The sequence below is a fragment of the Acidovorax sp. Leaf73 genome (assembly GCF_916855635.1).
GTDB lineage: Bacteria > Pseudomonadota > Gammaproteobacteria > Burkholderiales > Burkholderiaceae_C > Acidovorax > Acidovorax facilis.
The window spans coordinates 130,608-145,816 of record NZ_CAKASI010000009.1 but is presented as its reverse complement, the minus strand read 5'-3'; the positions used below and the strand labels follow the sequence as shown (position 1 = coordinate 145,816).

Below are 15,209 nucleotides of genomic sequence, written 5' to 3'. Positions count from 1 at the left end.
GATGATGCCTGAGCTCTCCCTTCACGCCGCCTTGCGGCGCAGCCCCGTGACAGGCTTTGCCAGCTTCTGCTGGCGCTCCAGCGCGCCAGTCGCTGCTGCCTTCAGCAGCCGCTGAAAGGAGGGGCACTGCGCATGGCTCTCGGCCGGGCAGGCTGCCGCATGCCGCAGACCGTTGCTCATGGCCTTGAGGCGTTTGACCATGGCATCGAGTTCATCGGCCTTGGCCGACAGCAGTTGCCGGTCAATGCTGGGCTCGCCGCTGGGCAAAAACATGGCACGGATGTCGTCCAGCGAGAACCCGGCCGATTGTCCTAGCGCAATCAGCGCCAGCTGGTCCAGCACGCCCGGCGCAAAACGACGGCGCTCGCCAGGTTGGCCTACAGAGTGGATCAACCCCTTTTCCTCGTAATACCGCAGCGTGGAGGCCCGCAGCCCGGAGCGTTTGGCGACTTCGGCAATGTCCATCAAAAAACCCCTTGACTTCAAGTTGACTTGAACTTCTATATTCCCTTCAAAACCTCCTTCCGTCAACTTTTCGAGGTGCTTTGATGACACTCCCACTGCAAGAATTTCCCCTCGCGATGCTGATAGGCATCGGCGCTACCGCCGTCATGGACGCATGGCTTTTGCTGCTCAAGCACCTGGGCGTCCCCACCCTCAACTTCGCCTTCATCGGCCGCTGGGTGGGCCATCTGTTTCGGGGCCAGTTTGCCCATGCCGCCATCGCCAAGGCGGTGCCCATCCGGGGGGAATTGGCCTGGGGCTGGCTCACGCACTACGCCGTGGGCATGGCGTTTGCCACCGTGCTGGTCGGCCTCCAGGGCGCCGACTGGGTACGCAGCCCCACCCTGCTGCCCGCGTTGGCCGTGGGCGTCTGCACCGTGGCGGCGCCGCTGCTGGTGATGCAGCCCGCCATGGGCTCGGGCTTTGCGGCATCGCGCACGCCCACGCCGCTCAAGAACTGCCTGCGCAGCTTGGCCAACCACACCGTCTTTGGCTTCGGCCTGTACCTGTCTGCGCTCGCCATCGCACTGATTTCTCGATGACGGTTCTGCGCGTTTTTCCCCTCGAAATCACTTGTTTGGAACCCATGCCATGAAAACCATCGCCATCATTTATCACAGCGCCCACGGGCACACCGCACACATCGCCCGCCACGTTCTGGAGGGCGCCCAGGGCGTTTCCGGCATCCACGCCGAGTTACGCCAAGCCGAAGACCTGGCCCACGCACCCGACAGCCTGTTGCACTACGACGGCTTCATCCTGGGCTCGCCCACCTACCTGGGCGGAGTCTCCGGTCCGTTCAAGACCTTCATGGACGCCACCGGCCGTCTGTGGAAAACGCAGCAGCTCAAGAACAAGCTCGCGGCGGGCTTCACCGTGTCGTCGCTGCCAGCGGGCGACAAGCAGTCCACACTGCTGTCGATGTGGGTGTTTGCCATGCAGCACGGCATGGTGTGGGTGGGCAACCCCATCCTGCCCGAGCAGCACACCGGGGTTCCGTATGACGAAGCAGCCAACCGTCTCGGCTCCTGGTCGGGCCTGATGGCGCAGGCAGGCCATGGGGCGGCAGCGGATGCGTTTGTGCCAGGCGATACCAAGACCGCCCGCATCTTTGGGCGGCATTTCGCCGAGACCTTGCAGCGCCTGGGCGGTGTGGCGGCACACCAACCCGCCGAGGCGGTGGCTGCATGATCCCCGCCCGCTACGGCCCCGTGCTGTTCAGCTTCATCCTGTCGGGCGTGATGTCGCTGCTGGTGTCCGGCATCTCCACCTTTCGAGCCGCGCAGGTGGACCAGGGGTTTCTAGGCCTCTGGGCGGGCGCGTGGCTCACGGGGTGGCTGTTCGCCTTCCCGGCGGTCATGCTGGCGGCGCCGCTGGCCCGCAAGGTGGTGGCGCGGGTCGTCGCGCGTGAAGGTGAAGGATAGACAGAGGCAGGCAGGGAAAACGCACGACCTTGCCTATACTCTCGCTATTCCATAAACGAATAGCGCTTTTGCGCCAACCGCCATGCCCCACCTCGCCGCATCCATGATCCGCACCCTCGCCTGTGCTGGTGTTGCATGGGCCATGCTAGGGGTGGCACATGCCGACACCGTCTCGGTCGCGGTGGCCGCCAATTTCACGGCACCCATGCAGAAGATCGCCGCAGCTTTTGAGGCCGACACGGGCCACAAGGCCGAGCTCTCGTTCGGTGCCACCGGCAAGTTTTACGCACAGATCACCCACGGGGCGCCGTTTCAGGTGCTGCTGTCGGCCGACGACACCACGCCTGCCCGGCTGGAGCGCGAGGGCAAGGCCGTCGCCAACTCGCGCTTTACCTATGCCATCGGCACGCTGGTGCTGTGGAGCGCACAACCCGGCACCGTGGATGCCAAGGGCGATGTGCTCAAGTCGGGTGATTTCAAGCACCTGGCCATTGCCAACCCCAAGCTGGCGCCCTATGGCGCGGCGGCCCTGCAGGTGATGGAAAAGCTGGGCGTGGCGACGGCCCTGCAGCCGCGCCTGGTGCAAGGCGAGAACATCGCCCAGACCTTCCAATTTGTTTCCACCGGCAATGCGCAACTGGGCTTTGTGGCGCTGTCGCAGGTGATGGCCGACGGCACGATCACGAGCGGCTCGGCCTGGCAGGTGCCGGCCAGCCTGCACGAACCCATCCGGCAAGATGCCGTGCTGCTGATGCCAGGCAAGGACAGCGCGGCGGCCAGCGCACTGCTGACCTACCTGCGCGGCAGCAAGGCGCGCGCAATCATCCAATCGTACGGCTATAGTTTCTGACCGCCTGCGCCCCAATCGACGGATCGCCCATCTTCATGCCATTTTCCAGCGCTGATCTGGCAGCCATCGGCCTCACGCTGCGGCTGGCGGGCACCACCATGGTGTTGCTGCTGGTGCTGTGCACGCCGCTGGCCTGGTGGCTGGCGCACACGCCGTCGCGCTGGCGCGGCCCGGTGTCGGCCGTGGTGGCGCTGCCGCTGGTGCTGCCGCCCACGGTGATCGGCTTTTACCTGCTGGTCACGCTCGGCCCCAACGGCCCCCTGGGGCAGTTCACGCAGTGGTTGGGGCTCGGCACCCTGCCCTTTACCTTCTGGGGGTTGGTGGTGGGCTCGCTCATCTATTCGCTGCCTTTTGCGGTGCAGCCTCTGCAGCACGCTTTTGAAGCCATCGGCCGGCGCCCGCTGGAGGCTGCGGCCACGCTGGGCGCAGGACCGCTGGACCGTTTCTTCACTGTAGCGCTGCCGCTGGCGCGCCCCGGGTTCATCACCGCCGCGATCCTGAGCTTTGCGCACACGGTGGGCGAGTTTGGTGTAGTGCTCATGCTGGGCGGCAACATCCCGGGTGTCACGCGCGTGGTGTCTGTGCAGATTTACGACCACGTCGAGGCGCTGGAATACACCCAGGCGCACTGGCTGGCGGGCGGCATGGTGCTGTTTTCGTTTGTGGTGCTGCTGGGGCTGAACCTCACCCGCCGCAAAACTTTGTCGATGGTGCAGTGATGACCACCACTGCTTCTTCGGCACAGATCACCGCGCAACTGACGCTGACTCGCCCCGGGTTTACGCTGGATGTGGACCTGCAATTGCCCGGCCGGGGTGTGACCGCCCTCTTCGGCCCCTCGGGCTGCGGCAAGACCACCTGCCTGCGCGCGATTGCCGGTCTGGAGCGCGCGCAACCTGGGCGTGTGGAGGTCAACGGCGAGGTGTGGCAGGACGATGCACAGACCATCTGGCGCGCCACACACGAGCGGGGCCTGGGCTATGTGTTCCAGGAGGCCAGCCTGTTCGACCACCTGAGCGTGCGTGGAAACATCGACTACGGCCTGAAGCGCACGCCCCCCGCACGCCGCAAGGTGGCGCTGGAGCAGGCGGTGGACTTGCTGGGCATCGACCCCCTGATGGACCGCAAGCCCCAGGCCTTGTCGGGCGGCGAACGCCAGCGCGTGGCCATCGCCCGTGCGCTGGCCACCAGCCCCCGCCTGCTGCTGATGGACGAGCCCCTGGCTGCGCTGGACGCCCAGCGCAAGGGCGAGGTCCTGCCCTATCTGGAGAGGCTGCAACGCACCCTCGACATCCCCATGCTGTATGTGAGCCACGCCATCGACGAGGTGGCAAGTTTGGCCGGGCACATGGTGCTGTTGCGTGAGGGCCGTGTACTGGCACAGGGCCGCACCAACGAACTGATCGTGCGGCTGGACCTGCCCCTGGCCCATGGCGACACCGCCGCCACGGTGATCGAAGGCACGGTGCAACAGCACGACCCGCAGGACCACATCACGACCGTGGCATTCAGCGGTGGGCACCTGATGCTGGTCAGCCCCAAGGCACACGCCACGGGCGAGCCCATCCGGCTGCGGGTGCAGGCGCGTGATGTAAGCCTGGCACTCACCGCACCCAGCGACACCAGCATCCTCAATGTGCTTCCAGCCACGGTGGTGGCGCTGGGCGAAGACAGCCCCGGGCAAATGATGGTGGCCCTGGATGCAGGCACCACACGGCTGCTGGCGCGGGTCACGCAACGCTCGGCCCGGGCGCTGGCGCTGGCGCCCGGCCAACCCGTATTTGCGCAGGTGAAGGGCATTGCCATCGTGAACTGATGGGCAGCGCAATCCGGGCCTCCCCACCGAAGGCCCCACAGGCGAACCCAGTGGCCACCGGGGCCTCCCATCGGTCGTATGATGACCGTCAAAAAACAAGGGTGGGAACAAGGGGTGGAAATGGTTTCAATCTGGCACGACGCCACCGTGGCGTTTGCAGTGGGGTTTCCGCCGCTGCTCCAAAGCCTGCTGTTCTGGATCTTCGCGTCGCTGGTGGTGCATGTGTGCCAGCGCCTGGTCGAACACACGGCGTTTTCGGTCGATCCATCGAGCCGCCGCATCAGCGCCTCGCAAGCTGCCCTGTGCATTGGCTGCATTGTCTGGGCCCTGGATGTGGTGGGTCTGTTCATGTATGCCGAGCTGGCGCACCACGTGCTGGAGCTGGTGCCCGCCCTCAGTGGCCTGCTGATCATGGCGGTGAGTGCGCGACTCACCATTCCGACACTCAGCACCAGCGCCAGCAAGGCGCGCATTGTGGTGGCCGGTGTATGGCTGGCGGCTGGCATGCTGACGGGGCACTTTGCGATCACCTGGGGCCACGTGCAAAGTTTTTCGCAGGTCAATGTGCTGGCGATCATGGCGTCCATGGCCACGGCCGTGGCCCTTGCGGCGTGCACCGCAATCCGGCACCGCTCGGCCAAGCTCAGCATGCTCACGCCCCGCTACCGCGCACAAACCTGGGAAGACAAGGTGCTGTGCGGCGCCGCCATCCTGGTGCTGCACTGGATGCTGGTCAACACCTTTGCACTGCACCTGGGCGACCCGAGCGGTGAGTCCGACGGCATTGCGCTGCTGGTCACCGTGCTGGTCTTTGCCATTGCCGTAGCGTTGGAACAGATGAGCAACATGCGCTCGGACGCTGGCCGCCAGCAGCTCTTGCGACGCGGGCTGTCGATGATGCGGTCATCGGCCACGGCGCAAAACGCCCAGCGCGACATGCAGCTGTCGCTCATTGCGGACCATTTGCACCGGCTTCTGCACCCGGAAAACCTGGCGCTGCACTTTCAGCCCATCGTCGATTTTCAGCAGCGTGGCGTGCAGTTCGAAGCCCTGCTGCGCATGACCGACAAGACCCTGGGCGCCATCAACCCTGAAACCTTCCTGCTGGTGTGCGAGTTGCAGGGCAAGACGCCCGAAGTGGACCGGATGATCCTGCGCAACTCACTCGACAGTGCCAAGGCCTGGCAAGCCCAGGGCCTGAACGACACGACCCTCAGCGTGAACGTGGCCCCCATCACGCTGCTGGACGACCGCTTTGCCCCGTGGCTGCGTGAAGAACTGGCCCTGCGCGGCCTGCCGCCGCGCACCCTCAAACTCGAAATGACCGAACACGCCATCATTGCGCTGGGCACGGAGATGGTGGCAGCCATCCACACACTCAGCGCCATGGGTGTTGTGGTGTGGATGGACGACTTTGGCGCCGGCTACTCGTCGCTGGGCATGCTGGCCGACCTGCCGATTGCAGGCATCAAATGCGACCGGCTCTTTGTGCGTAAGCTGCCGCAGGACAGCCGGCGGCAGATGCTGCTGCGGCATATCAGCGCGCTGGCCGGCGAGTTCGGCCTGTCTGTGGTGGTGGAAGGCGTGGAGACCGTGGAGGAGCTGCAGACGCTGGCCGCCATTGGGCTGCACTGCATCCAGGGCTACGTGTTCAGCAAACCCATTCCAGCAGCCCACGTACCCGACTGGCACCACACCCACATGCAGCCCCAGCGCGCAGCGCTGCAGGCCTTGCTGCGCCCGGCGGGTTCCACACCGATTTCAGCACTCCCGCCCGCCATCGCGCCAGCCCCCGGACTCTGAACCCATGGCAACACTCAAAACACTGGTCCTGGGCGGGTACGGCAACTTTGGCGCACGCATCTGCCGCGCGCTGGCAGGCGACGCGGCCACGCGCCACCACATCGCCCTGCTGGTGGCGGGCCGCGACGCATCCCGCGCCCAGGCCTTGGCGAACACACTGGGCCACGGCGCTCAGGGCGTGGCCCTCGACCACCAGGCCCCGGGTCTTGCTGCCACCTTGCGCGAATGGGGCGTGGATCTGGTCATCCACACTGCGGGGCCTTTTCAGGCGCAGGGTTGCAGCGTGGCCCAGGCCGCCGCTGCGGCGGGCGCGCACTACATCGACCTGGCCGATGGCCGCCGTTTTGTGTGCGACTTTCCAGCTGCCATGCAGGCCGCGTTTACCGCCGCCGGACGCACCGCCATCGCTGGCGCCAGCACTGTGCCCGCGCTGTCCTCGGCCGTCATCGACCACCTGTGCGCGGACTGGCAGTGCATTGACAGCATCGACATCTGCATCGCCCCCGCGCAACGCGCCCCACGCGGACAGGCCACGCTGGCGGCCGTGCTGAGCTACTGTGGCCTGGCCATCGATGTGTGGCAAGACGGCCGCTGGCAGCCGAAACGGGGCTGGGCGCAGCCCACGCCGGTCCAGTTCCAGCGGCTGCAACCGCGCCTGGGGGCGGTCTGCGACATCCCGGATCTGGAAATTTTCCCAGCCCATTACAAAGCCCGCGACCGCGTCACCTTCCACGCCGCGCTGGAGGTGGGCCTGGCACAGAGAGCCTTCGCCACCCTTGCAGCGCTGCGCCATTGGGGCGTGCTGCCCCATCCCGAAAAGCTGGCCTGGCTGATGCACCACGCGGGCGGCGCGCTGGACTTTCTGGGCACGCCACTGGGCGGCATGGTGGTGCGCGTGGTGGGCACCGGTGCGCAAGGCCAGCCCCGCCGCCGCGCCTGGCACATTGCAGCCGACCACGACCATGGCCCCGAGATCCCCTGCATGGCCGCCATCCTGCTGGCGCGCCAACTGGCTGTTGGACAACCCTTGCCCACCGGCGCACACACCAGCACCAGCCTGCTGCCGCTGTCGGCCTTTGCACCCGAGTTTGCGAAGTGGGGCATGGTGACCGATGTGGTGGAGGAATGAGGCCATGGCCCACCGGAAATTGACCTTCCCGATGCCAGCGCGTGCCGACATTGTTTTTGATGCCTTCCACTACCACGAGTGGCGGTGCCAGTGGGATTCGCTGGTGCGCCGCACCAGCGTGGAATGTGGTGCGCCCTGTCCCAGTGTGGGCGCCACCACCGAGAACCTGGGCGCCGGCGCGTTGCGGGCGCTGTCCATGCGCACACAGTTCGTCAGCTATGACCGCCCCGTGCTCGCGGCTGCGGCTATGGTTGGCCGTTCGTTCCCTTTCACCCAGTGGGCAGCCTCCATGCGCCACCAGGGCCAAGGCCCCCACCAGTCCCTGCTGATCTACACCTATACCTTTCAAGTGGGCCCGGCAGCCTTTCGGGCTGTCATGGAGCCTTTGGTGGACTGGATCTTTGTCCGCAAGACGCGCCAGCGTTTCCAGCGCCTGGCGCAGTTCCTGGCGATCCGCGCTGCCGACATTGCAGACTGGCAACAGGCGCAGGGCCCCGCGCCCTCTGCCGCGCACAAGGCAAGCCCATGAACCGCGCATCTACCCAACTGCTGCGCGCCAGCCTCGTGCTCGTCTGGCTGGCCACCGCCGTGGTCAGCGTGTGGGAGCTGCACGGCCAAAGCCGCGAGCTGCTGGCGGGCCTACCCGCCGCGTGGACCGAGGGCAACACATCGTGGCTACCCACCGCCATCATCCTGGCCGGGGCGGCTACCGATGCGGTGCTGGGGCTGTGGCTGGCGCTCCGCCCCGGTCGCAAGGCGTATGGAGCGGCCCTGCTGGTGATGCTGGCCATGACACTGCTGGCCACGGCCATACACCCTGCATGGTGGCTGCACCCCTTCGGGCCGCTGACCAAGAACCTGCCGATCGCCGCCATCCTGTGGGTGCTGCTGCAAGGCTCGACCATCGCGACCTCGCCACCTAAGCCATGAGCCTGTACCTCACCCTCAAATGGTTGCACATCATCTCCAGCGTGCTGCTGGTCGGCACCGGTCTGGGCTCTGCGTTCTACATGTTCTTCACCAACCGCAGCGGCAATGTGCAGGCACAGGCGGTGGTCACACGCCTGGTGGTGCGGGCGGACTGGTGGTTCACCACGCCCACCGTTTTCGTCCAGCCAGCGACCGGCCTCGCCATGGCCGCCGTGGCGGGGTTGCCGCTGACAACGCCCTGGCTGGCCGTGTCGTTGGGCCTGTATGCGGTGGCCGGTGCCTGCTGGCTGCCCGTGGTGTGGCTGCAGCTGCGCATGCGCGACATGGCGGTAGAGGCGGCACAGGCGCCCCAGGGCGACGGGGTGCTGCCACCTCTGTACTGGCGCTACGCCCGCTGGTGGGAGGCCCTGGGCTACCCGGCCTTTGTGGCCATGGCCGTGGTGTTCTACCTGATGGTGAACAAACCTGCACTGAACTTCTGAACCTATCATCGCCCCATGCTGATCGAGACCCTGGACACTGCCCGCGACCTGGGGCGCCTGAAGGAAATCCTGGGCGTGATGGTGCGCCACGGGTTTGGCGACACCGTGCGCCGCCTGGGCCTGGCAGACCGGCTGGAGCGCGCGGGCCAGGCACTGAACTGGACCCACGCAGCAGACCTGGCCCGCGTGGAGCCCCCCGTGCAGGTGCGGCTGGCACTCGAAGAGCTGGGCCCCGCGTTCGTCAAGTTTGGCCAGATTCTCGCGGGCCGGGCCGACCTGTTTGGCCCGGAGTGGATTGCAGAATTCGAGAAACTGCACAGCCAGGTGCCCGCTGTGCCCATCGATGCGCTGCGCCCGCAACTGCGCGAAGACCTGGGCGCCGAACCCGAAGCCGTTTTTGCCTGGTTTGACACCACGCCGCTGGCCGCCGCATCGATTGCGCAAGTGCACCGCGCACGCCTGCAGGACGGCAGCGAAGTCATCGTCAAGATCCGCCGCCCCGGCATTGCCGACACCATCCAGGCCGACCTGCGCCTGCTGCAGCGCCTGGCCGCGCTGGCCGAGGCCGAGCTGCCCGCGCTCAAGCCCTACCGGCCCCAGCAACTGGTGCGCGAGTTCGCTCGCTCACTGCGCCGCGAGCTGGACCTGGCCGGCGAATGCCGCCAGGCCGAACGCATTGCCACCAACATGGCGGCGCAGCCCCACATCGTGATCCCGCGCGTGCACTGGGCCTACACGCGCGAGCGCATCAACGTGCAGGATTTCATCGACGGCACACCCGGCGGAGCCCTGGCGGCTCTGACGCCCGAGGCGGGCTTTGACCGCACGGTGCTGGCGCAGCGGGGTGCGCAGGCGGTGCTGCAGATGATCGTCAAGGACGGCGTTTTCCACGCTGATCCGCACCCCGGTAACGTGTTTTACCTGCCGGGCAACCGCATTGCCTTCATTGACTTTGGCATGGTGGGCCGCCTGTCGCAGCGCCGGCGCGACGAGCTGCTGCAGCTGCTGCTGGGCCTGGTCGAACACCAGCCTCAGGCCGTGGCCGACGTGCTGCTGGACTGGACGGGCGACGCGCAGGGCCTGAACCTGGGCCAGCTCGAAACCGAGATCGAGGCCTTTGTGGACCAGTACCACGGTGTGCCACTGGCACAGCTGAGCCTGGGGCAGATGCTGGCCGACGTGACGGCCATCCTGCGCGAGCACCACCTGGGGCTGCCGTCCGACCTGGCGCTGCTCATCAAGGCCTTCATCTCGCTCGAAGGCATGGGCCGCAACCTCGATCCGGACTTCCATATGGCCACCGAAGCGCTGCCGCTGCTCAAGCAGGTAGTGCGCGCGCGCTACGAGCCCAAGGTGCTCGCCGGGCGCGCGTGGAGCACCCTGCGGCGTGCACTGGCCACGGTGGAGCAGTTGCCGGACGACATCGGGCGGCTGCTGCGCAATGCGCGGCGCGGGCACCTGCAGGTGGGCATCGAGCTGGCCCACCTCAAACGTGTGGGCGACCAGATCGACCGGTCGGCCAACCGGCTGGCGATGGCGCTGGTGATTGCAGCGCTCATCATTGGCTCGTCCATCGTGATGACCGTGAAGGGTGGGCCTACGCTGTTTGGCCTGCCAGCGTTTGGCTTCCTGGGGTTCTTTGGTGCCGTGGTGTGTGGCCTGTGGCTGGTGCGGGCCATCTGGCGCAGCAGCCACCACCGCGACGATGACTGAGCATGCAGCTGTCGGGTTACGCCCTTCGGGTCAACCCAATCTACGGGGCTGAGGCGGCAACCCTTCTCCCCGCCGCCAGGAAACTGGCGCGACCCAAGCCGATGCCGCGGAACCGGCCTTGCCGGGCCACTGCTGGCGTCCCCCTTTGGGCGAAGGCGCGAAGCGACTCAGGGGGATTTACCTGCCCGCGTTCGGGAAGAACAGCTGTTCGCCGCCTATCTTGTAGCCCGCAATGGCCGCCTGGCCTGCGGGCGACACCACCCAGTCCACAAACTTCTGCGCATCCTGCGCCTTCACATGGGGATGCTTGGCGGGGTTCACGACCATCACGCCGTACTGGTTGAAGAGCTTGGTGTCACCTTCGACCAACACGGCCAGGTCGGCGCGGTTCTTGAAGTTGAGCCAGGTGCCACGGTCGGCCAGCACATAGGCGCCGCTCGATGCCGCAATGTTGAGCGCAGGGCCCATGCCGCAGCCACACTCCTTGTAGCCGCTGCCTTTTGAGGTATTTGCGGCGTCGGCGCCCGCGAGCTTCCAGTAGCGCAACTCGGCCGCGTGCGTGCCGCTCTTGTCGCCGCGCGAGATGAAGTTGCCATTGGCGGCAGACAGCTTCTGCAGGGCCTGAACGATGTCCTTGCCTTTGGTACCCACCGGGTCATTCTTCGGGCCGATGAGGATGAAGTCGTTGTACATCACGGGGTAGCGCTTCACGCCCCAGCCGTCGGCCACAAACTTTTCTTCGGCCACCTGGTCGTGCACAAACAGCACGTCGGCGTCGCCCCGGCGCGCCATATCGAGCGCCTGGCCGGTGCCCAGCGCCACCACTTTCACGTCCAGGCCACTGGCCTTCTTGAATTCAGGCATCAGGTAGCCGAACAGCCCGGACTGCTCCGTGGAGGTGGTGGACGCCATGGTGATGCTCTGCGCAAGCACCGGGCCGGATGCTACAAGTATGATAGCTGCTAGCGCTTTATGGATAAGCGCTAGGCCACAAAAAGGCTTGAAGTCTTTCATCACCGGGCCGCCCCACGATGAAAAAACCCCCTGGGGGGGCAGCGACCCCACGAAGTGAGGAGCGTGGGGGTCAATTCTTGTCATACCAGTTCTCCTTTGACAAACAGACGGGCGGCCTCCGGCAAGGGGCCGTTGAAAAAGTCGTGCACGGGCAGATCGGCCACCAGGCGGCCGTGCTCCAGGTAGATCACGCGGCTGGCCAGACGTTTGACCTGGCCCAGGTTGTGGCTGCTGAAGACCATGGTCACGGGGTGGGCCGGGCCGGCTGCGCTGTGGCTGGCGGCAAAGTCGGCCATCAGGGCTTCGACCTCGCGCTTGGCATGGGGATCGAGGCTCGCGGTGGGTTCGTCCAGCAGCAGCACGTCGGGCCGCAGCGCCCAGGCGCGGGCCAGCGCCACACGCTGCTGCTGCCCGCCCGACAGGGTGCGGGCGTTCTGCGCGGCGATGCCCTGCAGGCCCACGCGCTGCAGTGCGGTGAGGGCCTGCAGCCGCGCATCGCGCCAGCGCGTGCCGCGCAGCCACAGCGCCAGCGCCACGTTGTTCTGCGCGCTGGTGCGCAGCATGTGCGGGCGCTGGAACAGCATGGCCTGCTGCAGGGTGGCATCGCACTGAAAGCCTCCACCCGCCGCATCCGCCAAGCCGTGCAGCACGCGCAGCAGCGTGCTTTTGCCACTGCCATTGGCGCCCACCAGTGCCACGCGCTCGCCGGGCGCGATGCAGAGCGAGACCTGGTCCAGCGCCTGCACGCGGCCGTAGCGCACGGACACCTGGCGCAGGTCGACCCAGGGGGAGGCTGCCGATCGCCCGCTCATGCCGCCACCCCCACGGGCGTGCTGGAGGTCGATCCATCCACCCGTTCGCGCCAGCGGCGCACCAGCGCGATCAGCACGTTGAGCGCCAGCACCACGGCCAGCAGGATGATGCCCAGCGCCAGCGCCAGGGGCAGGTCGCCCTTGCTGGTCTCCAGCGCAATGGCGGTGGTCATCACACGCGTGAAGCCGTCGATGTTGCCGCCCACGATCATCACCGCGCCCACCTCGGAGATCGCGCGGCCAAACGAGGCCAGCAGCACGGTGAGCAGCGCATAGCGCTCGTCCCAGGCCAGCAGCAGGCTGCGCAGCAGCGGGCTCGCGCCCATCGACCGCAGTTGCTCGCCATGCGCGCGCTCGGCGTCTTCCACCGCCTGCCGCGTCAGCGCCGTGACCACCGGCAGCACCAAAATGGCCTGCGCCAGCACCATGGCCTTGAAGCTGAACAGCCAGCCCAGCGCACCCAGCGGCCCGCTGCGCGAGAGCACCAGGTACACCACGAGCCCCACCACCACCGACGGTACCGCCAGCAAGGTGTTGAGTACCGCCAGCACAGCACCGCGCCCGGCAAAGCGGGCGACGCCGAGCCAGGCGCCCAGCACCAGGCCCACGCCACAGGCGATCAGGCATGCGGTGGCGCTGACGGACAAGGAGCGGCCCACGATGGTCCACAGGACGGGGTCGGAGGAGAGGGTGAGTTGCAGCGCTGTGCTCGCGCTTTCGGTAAGGGTGGACATGGGGCCTTGTGATCGGGTTCAGCTATCGTAGGCACCTCACCAATATCCAGCGATATGAACGTCCGTGCATAGGGTCCAACTTCACTACACGCTCAGCCGCGATGCAGGCAATGCGCTGATCCGCAACCCACTGCCCGAACTGCTGCAGGCCGTGGCCGAGCAGGGCTCCATCTCGGGCGCGGCGCGCGCGCTGGACCTGTCCTACCGCCATGTCTGGGGCGCCCTCAAGCGCTGGGAGGAGCAATTGGGCGGCGAGCTGATCATCTGGGGCAAGGGGCAGTCGGCGCAGCTCAGCGAGTTCGGCACCAAGTTGCTGTGGGCCGAGCGCCAGGCCCAGGCGCGGCTCGCGCCGCAGATCGCCGCGCTGCACGCCGACCTGGAGCGCGCCTTTGCCGTGGCCTTTGACCCCAACGCCCATGTGCTCACCCTGTACGCCAGCCATGACGATGCGCTGGTGGCGCTGCGCACCCACGCCGCCGCGCAGGCCGATGCGGGCGCGCTGCACCTCGATATCCGCTTCACGGGCAGTGTGGATGCGATCCGTGCGCTGAATGAGGGGCGTTGCACGCTGGCGGGTTTTCACACGGTGGAGCACCCCGCCGCCGATTCATTGACTGCGCGCACCTACAAGCCCCTGCTGCAGCCCGGGTTGCACAAGATCATCGGCTTTGCCCAGCGCACCCAGGGCCTCATCGTGGCACCGGGCAACCCGCTTGGGCTGGGCAGTCTGGCCGACGTGGCCCGCACCAGCGCCCGATTTCTCAACCGGCCACTGGGCACTGGCACCCGCGTGTTGCTCGACGACCTGCTGGTCCAGGCCGGCGTGGAGGCCCAGGCCATTCGAGGCTATGCGCTCAACGAACCGTCTCACACCGCCATTGCCCAGGCTGTGGCTGCGGGTGCGGCCGATGTGGGCATGGGTATTGAAGTGGCAGCCCGGGCGCGTGGGCTGGATTTTGTGCCGCTGGTGCACGAGCGCTACCACCTGGCCTGCCTGAAAGCCAGCCTGGACCAACCCGCCACGCTGGCCCTGCGCAACTTGCTGCAAACCCCCGAATGGCTGGCCCAGATGGCCACCTTGCCGGGCTACAGCCCCTGGCAGTGCGGCGAGGTGCAGGCCATGAACACGGTGCTGCCGTGGTGGCAGTTCACCCGCAAAAAGCGCACTTCCGAGCCTAGGAAGAAACCCTAATTGCTACTTTTTTTATAGCTACAGAATGAGTACCGGCTGCGGGATAACACCGTCACGCTGCCGTCAGCCTGGGCCTACAGTGCTCCGTAGAATCGCGCCGTTGTAAAAGTTTGTCGATTCGTTGCGCTTACCGGCGCGTGGGTCGGCATATCGCACGCAAAGCCTTTTTATTGGAGACACCATGCAGGCTCTACTGAAGTTATCAAGGGGGATCGACTGGCTTAACACCCAGGTCGGTAAATATGTGGTTTGGCTCATCCTGGCCTCCACAGTCATCAGCGGTGTGAACGCCGTGGTCCGCAAAGCGTTCAACATCAGCTCCAACGGTTTTCTGGAAATCCAGTGGTACCTGTTTGCCGCGTCGTTCCTGCTGGCCGCTGGCTACACGCTGCTCCAGGGCGAACACGTCAAGGTGGACGTGATCTCCAGCCGCTTTTCCAAGCGCACCCAGATCTGGATCGACGTGTTCGGCTACATCGTCTTCCTCACGCCCATGTGCCTGGCGGTGCTCTGGTATGGCATTCCCTTCTTCACCCGCGCCCTCGCGTCGGGCGAAATGTCGAACAACGCTGGCGGGCTGATCCGTTGGCCCGTGTACCTGATGATGCCGCTGGGCTTCACCCTGCTGTGGTTGCAAGGCATCTCCGAACTCATCAAGCGCCTGGGGTTCCTGCAGGGCCTGATCGAAGACCCCACGGTCAAGAAGATTGAAAAAACGGCTGAAGAAGAACTGGCCGAATCCATCCGCAACCTGGCCGAAGCCGCCAAGGGCAACGGCAAGAACAAGAGCGAGGCCGCCTGAGCGG

The 15,209-nt window shown here is 66.3% G+C and carries 18 protein-coding genes; 14 read left to right on the top strand and 4 right to left on the bottom strand.

The genetic code is table 11. The features are described from left to right. Window positions 1-21: 21 nt before the first annotated feature. Entirely contained in the window at window positions 22-465 is a 444-nt protein-coding gene (locus tag LPA35_RS25255) for a helix-turn-helix domain-containing protein (RefSeq protein WP_228899978.1), read from the bottom strand. A gap of 116 nt (window positions 466-581) precedes the next feature. Between LPA35_RS25255 and LPA35_RS25250 the strand changes: the two genes are divergently transcribed. From LPA35_RS25250 to LPA35_RS25195, 12 genes are all read left to right on the top strand, one after another. Continuing rightward, the gene (locus tag LPA35_RS25250; RefSeq protein ID WP_121419337.1) at window positions 582-1,046 is read left to right on the top strand and encodes a DUF2938 domain-containing protein; all 465 of its coding nucleotides are present in this window, start codon (window positions 582-584) and stop codon (window positions 1,044-1,046) included. 49 nt (window positions 1,047-1,095) lie between these two features. Continuing rightward, window positions 1,096-1,695: a flavodoxin family protein gene (locus tag LPA35_RS25245; RefSeq protein WP_228899975.1), complete on the top strand. Its 600-nt coding sequence runs from the start codon at window positions 1,096-1,098 to the stop codon at window positions 1,693-1,695. Then, window positions 1,692-1,928 (top strand): DUF2798 domain-containing protein, encoded by a 237-nt coding sequence (locus tag LPA35_RS25240; protein ID WP_228899973.1) that lies wholly within the window; start codon window positions 1,692-1,694, stop codon window positions 1,926-1,928. Before LPA35_RS25245 ends, LPA35_RS25240 begins: the two co-directional genes overlap by 4 nt. Before the next feature lie 82 nt (window positions 1,929-2,010). Then, on the top strand, window positions 2,011-2,778 hold the full coding sequence (modA, locus tag LPA35_RS25235) for a molybdate ABC transporter substrate-binding protein (protein ID WP_370641519.1): 768 nt from the start codon (window positions 2,011-2,013) through the stop codon (window positions 2,776-2,778). 35 nt (window positions 2,779-2,813) lie between these two features. Continuing rightward, on the top strand, window positions 2,814-3,497 hold the full coding sequence (gene modB, locus LPA35_RS25230) for a molybdate ABC transporter permease subunit (protein WP_121419333.1): 684 nt from the start codon (window positions 2,814-2,816) through the stop codon (window positions 3,495-3,497). Continuing rightward, window positions 3,497-4,594, top strand: coding sequence for a molybdenum ABC transporter ATP-binding protein (gene modC / locus LPA35_RS25225; RefSeq protein WP_228899972.1), 1,098 nt, complete (start codon window positions 3,497-3,499; stop codon window positions 4,592-4,594). The genes modB and modC overlap by 1 nt, the downstream gene beginning before the upstream one ends. Window positions 4,595-4,714: 120 nt before the next feature. Then, the gene (locus tag LPA35_RS25220; RefSeq protein ID WP_228899970.1) at window positions 4,715-6,397 is read left to right on the top strand and encodes an EAL domain-containing protein; all 1,683 of its coding nucleotides are present in this window, start codon (window positions 4,715-4,717) and stop codon (window positions 6,395-6,397) included. Between the two features lie 4 nt (window positions 6,398-6,401). Beyond that, window positions 6,402-7,526, top strand: a complete 1,125-nt coding sequence (locus tag LPA35_RS25215; RefSeq protein ID WP_228899968.1) for a saccharopine dehydrogenase family protein — start codon at window positions 6,402-6,404, stop codon at window positions 7,524-7,526. Window positions 7,527-7,530: 4 nt separating this feature from the next. Further along, window positions 7,531-8,055, top strand: coding sequence for a hypothetical protein (locus tag LPA35_RS25210; RefSeq protein WP_228899965.1), 525 nt, complete (start codon window positions 7,531-7,533; stop codon window positions 8,053-8,055). Then, a complete protein-coding gene (locus LPA35_RS25205) occupies window positions 8,052-8,456 on the top strand; it encodes a DoxX-like family protein (RefSeq protein WP_228899962.1) in 405 nt (134 codons plus the stop codon). Before LPA35_RS25210 ends, LPA35_RS25205 begins: the two co-directional genes overlap by 4 nt. Then, the gene (locus LPA35_RS25200) at window positions 8,453-8,938 is read left to right on the top strand and encodes a DUF2269 domain-containing protein (protein ID WP_121419329.1); all 486 of its coding nucleotides are present in this window, start codon (window positions 8,453-8,455) and stop codon (window positions 8,936-8,938) included. Before LPA35_RS25205 ends, LPA35_RS25200 begins: the two co-directional genes overlap by 4 nt. Before the next feature lie 15 nt (window positions 8,939-8,953). Then, a complete protein-coding gene (locus LPA35_RS25195; protein WP_228899959.1) occupies window positions 8,954-10,651 on the top strand; it encodes an AarF/ABC1/UbiB kinase family protein in 1,698 nt (565 codons plus the stop codon). Window positions 10,652-10,828: 177 nt separating this feature from the next. Here LPA35_RS25195 and LPA35_RS25190 read toward each other — a convergent pair whose 3' ends face one another. The 3 genes from LPA35_RS25190 to LPA35_RS25180 form a co-directional block, all read right to left on the bottom strand. Next, window positions 10,829-11,665, bottom strand: coding sequence for an extracellular solute-binding protein (locus LPA35_RS25190; protein WP_228900077.1), 837 nt, complete (start codon window positions 11,663-11,665; stop codon window positions 10,829-10,831). Between the two features lie 80 nt (window positions 11,666-11,745). Next, complete coding sequence (locus LPA35_RS25185) at window positions 11,746-12,477, bottom strand: phosphate ABC transporter ATP-binding protein (protein WP_228899956.1); 732 nt, start codon at window positions 12,475-12,477, stop codon at window positions 11,746-11,748. Next, window positions 12,474-13,211, bottom strand: a complete 738-nt coding sequence (locus LPA35_RS25180; RefSeq protein WP_228899955.1) for an ABC transporter permease — start codon at window positions 13,209-13,211, stop codon at window positions 12,474-12,476. The genes LPA35_RS25185 and LPA35_RS25180 overlap by 4 nt, the downstream gene beginning before the upstream one ends. A gap of 64 nt (window positions 13,212-13,275) precedes the next feature. Between LPA35_RS25180 and LPA35_RS25175 the strand changes: the two genes are divergently transcribed. Beyond that, complete coding sequence (locus tag LPA35_RS25175) at window positions 13,276-14,403, top strand: substrate-binding domain-containing protein (protein WP_228899953.1); 1,128 nt, start codon at window positions 13,276-13,278, stop codon at window positions 14,401-14,403. Between the two features lie 181 nt (window positions 14,404-14,584). Then, window positions 14,585-15,205 (top strand): TRAP transporter small permease subunit, encoded by a 621-nt coding sequence (locus LPA35_RS25170; RefSeq protein ID WP_218299121.1) that lies wholly within the window; start codon window positions 14,585-14,587, stop codon window positions 15,203-15,205. Window positions 15,206-15,209: the final 4 nt, after the last annotated feature.

What these genes read in the sequence shown, in the direction of transcription:
- modA (WP_370641519.1), top strand. Translation starts at nt 2,011, where the DNA reads ATGCCCCACCTCGCCGCATCCATGATCCGCACCCTCGCCTGTGCTGGT.
- LPA35_RS25245 (WP_228899975.1), top strand. Translation starts at nt 1,096, where the DNA reads ATGAAAACCATCGCCATCATTTATCACAGCGCCCACGGGCACACCGCA.
- LPA35_RS25195 (WP_228899959.1), top strand. Translation starts at nt 8,954, where the DNA reads ATGCTGATCGAGACCCTGGACACTGCCCGCGACCTGGGGCGCCTGAAG.
- LPA35_RS25255 (WP_228899978.1), bottom strand. Translation starts at nt 465, where the DNA reads ATGGACATTGCCGAAGTCGCCAAACGCTCCGGGCTGCGGGCCTCCACG.
- LPA35_RS25250 (WP_121419337.1), top strand. Translation starts at nt 582, where the DNA reads ATGCTGATAGGCATCGGCGCTACCGCCGTCATGGACGCATGGCTTTTG.
- LPA35_RS25190 (WP_228900077.1), bottom strand. Translation starts at nt 11,665, where the DNA reads ATGAAAGACTTCAAGCCTTTTTGTGGCCTAGCGCTTATCCATAAAGCG.
- LPA35_RS25170 (WP_218299121.1), top strand. Translation starts at nt 14,585, where the DNA reads ATGCAGGCTCTACTGAAGTTATCAAGGGGGATCGACTGGCTTAACACC.
- LPA35_RS25220 (WP_228899970.1), top strand. Translation starts at nt 4,715, where the DNA reads ATGGTTTCAATCTGGCACGACGCCACCGTGGCGTTTGCAGTGGGGTTT.
- LPA35_RS25200 (WP_121419329.1), top strand. Translation starts at nt 8,453, where the DNA reads ATGAGCCTGTACCTCACCCTCAAATGGTTGCACATCATCTCCAGCGTG.
- LPA35_RS25240 (WP_228899973.1), top strand. Translation starts at nt 1,692, where the DNA reads ATGATCCCCGCCCGCTACGGCCCCGTGCTGTTCAGCTTCATCCTGTCG.
- LPA35_RS25185 (WP_228899956.1), bottom strand. Translation starts at nt 12,477, where the DNA reads ATGAGCGGGCGATCGGCAGCCTCCCCCTGGGTCGACCTGCGCCAGGTG.
- modC (WP_228899972.1), top strand. Translation starts at nt 3,497, where the DNA reads ATGACCACCACTGCTTCTTCGGCACAGATCACCGCGCAACTGACGCTG.
- LPA35_RS25210 (WP_228899965.1), top strand. Translation starts at nt 7,531, where the DNA reads ATGGCCCACCGGAAATTGACCTTCCCGATGCCAGCGCGTGCCGACATT.
- LPA35_RS25215 (WP_228899968.1), top strand. Translation starts at nt 6,402, where the DNA reads ATGGCAACACTCAAAACACTGGTCCTGGGCGGGTACGGCAACTTTGGC.
- LPA35_RS25180 (WP_228899955.1), bottom strand. Translation starts at nt 13,211, where the DNA reads ATGTCCACCCTTACCGAAAGCGCGAGCACAGCGCTGCAACTCACCCTC.
- modB (WP_121419333.1), top strand. Translation starts at nt 2,814, where the DNA reads ATGCCATTTTCCAGCGCTGATCTGGCAGCCATCGGCCTCACGCTGCGG.
- LPA35_RS25205 (WP_228899962.1), top strand. Translation starts at nt 8,052, where the DNA reads ATGAACCGCGCATCTACCCAACTGCTGCGCGCCAGCCTCGTGCTCGTC.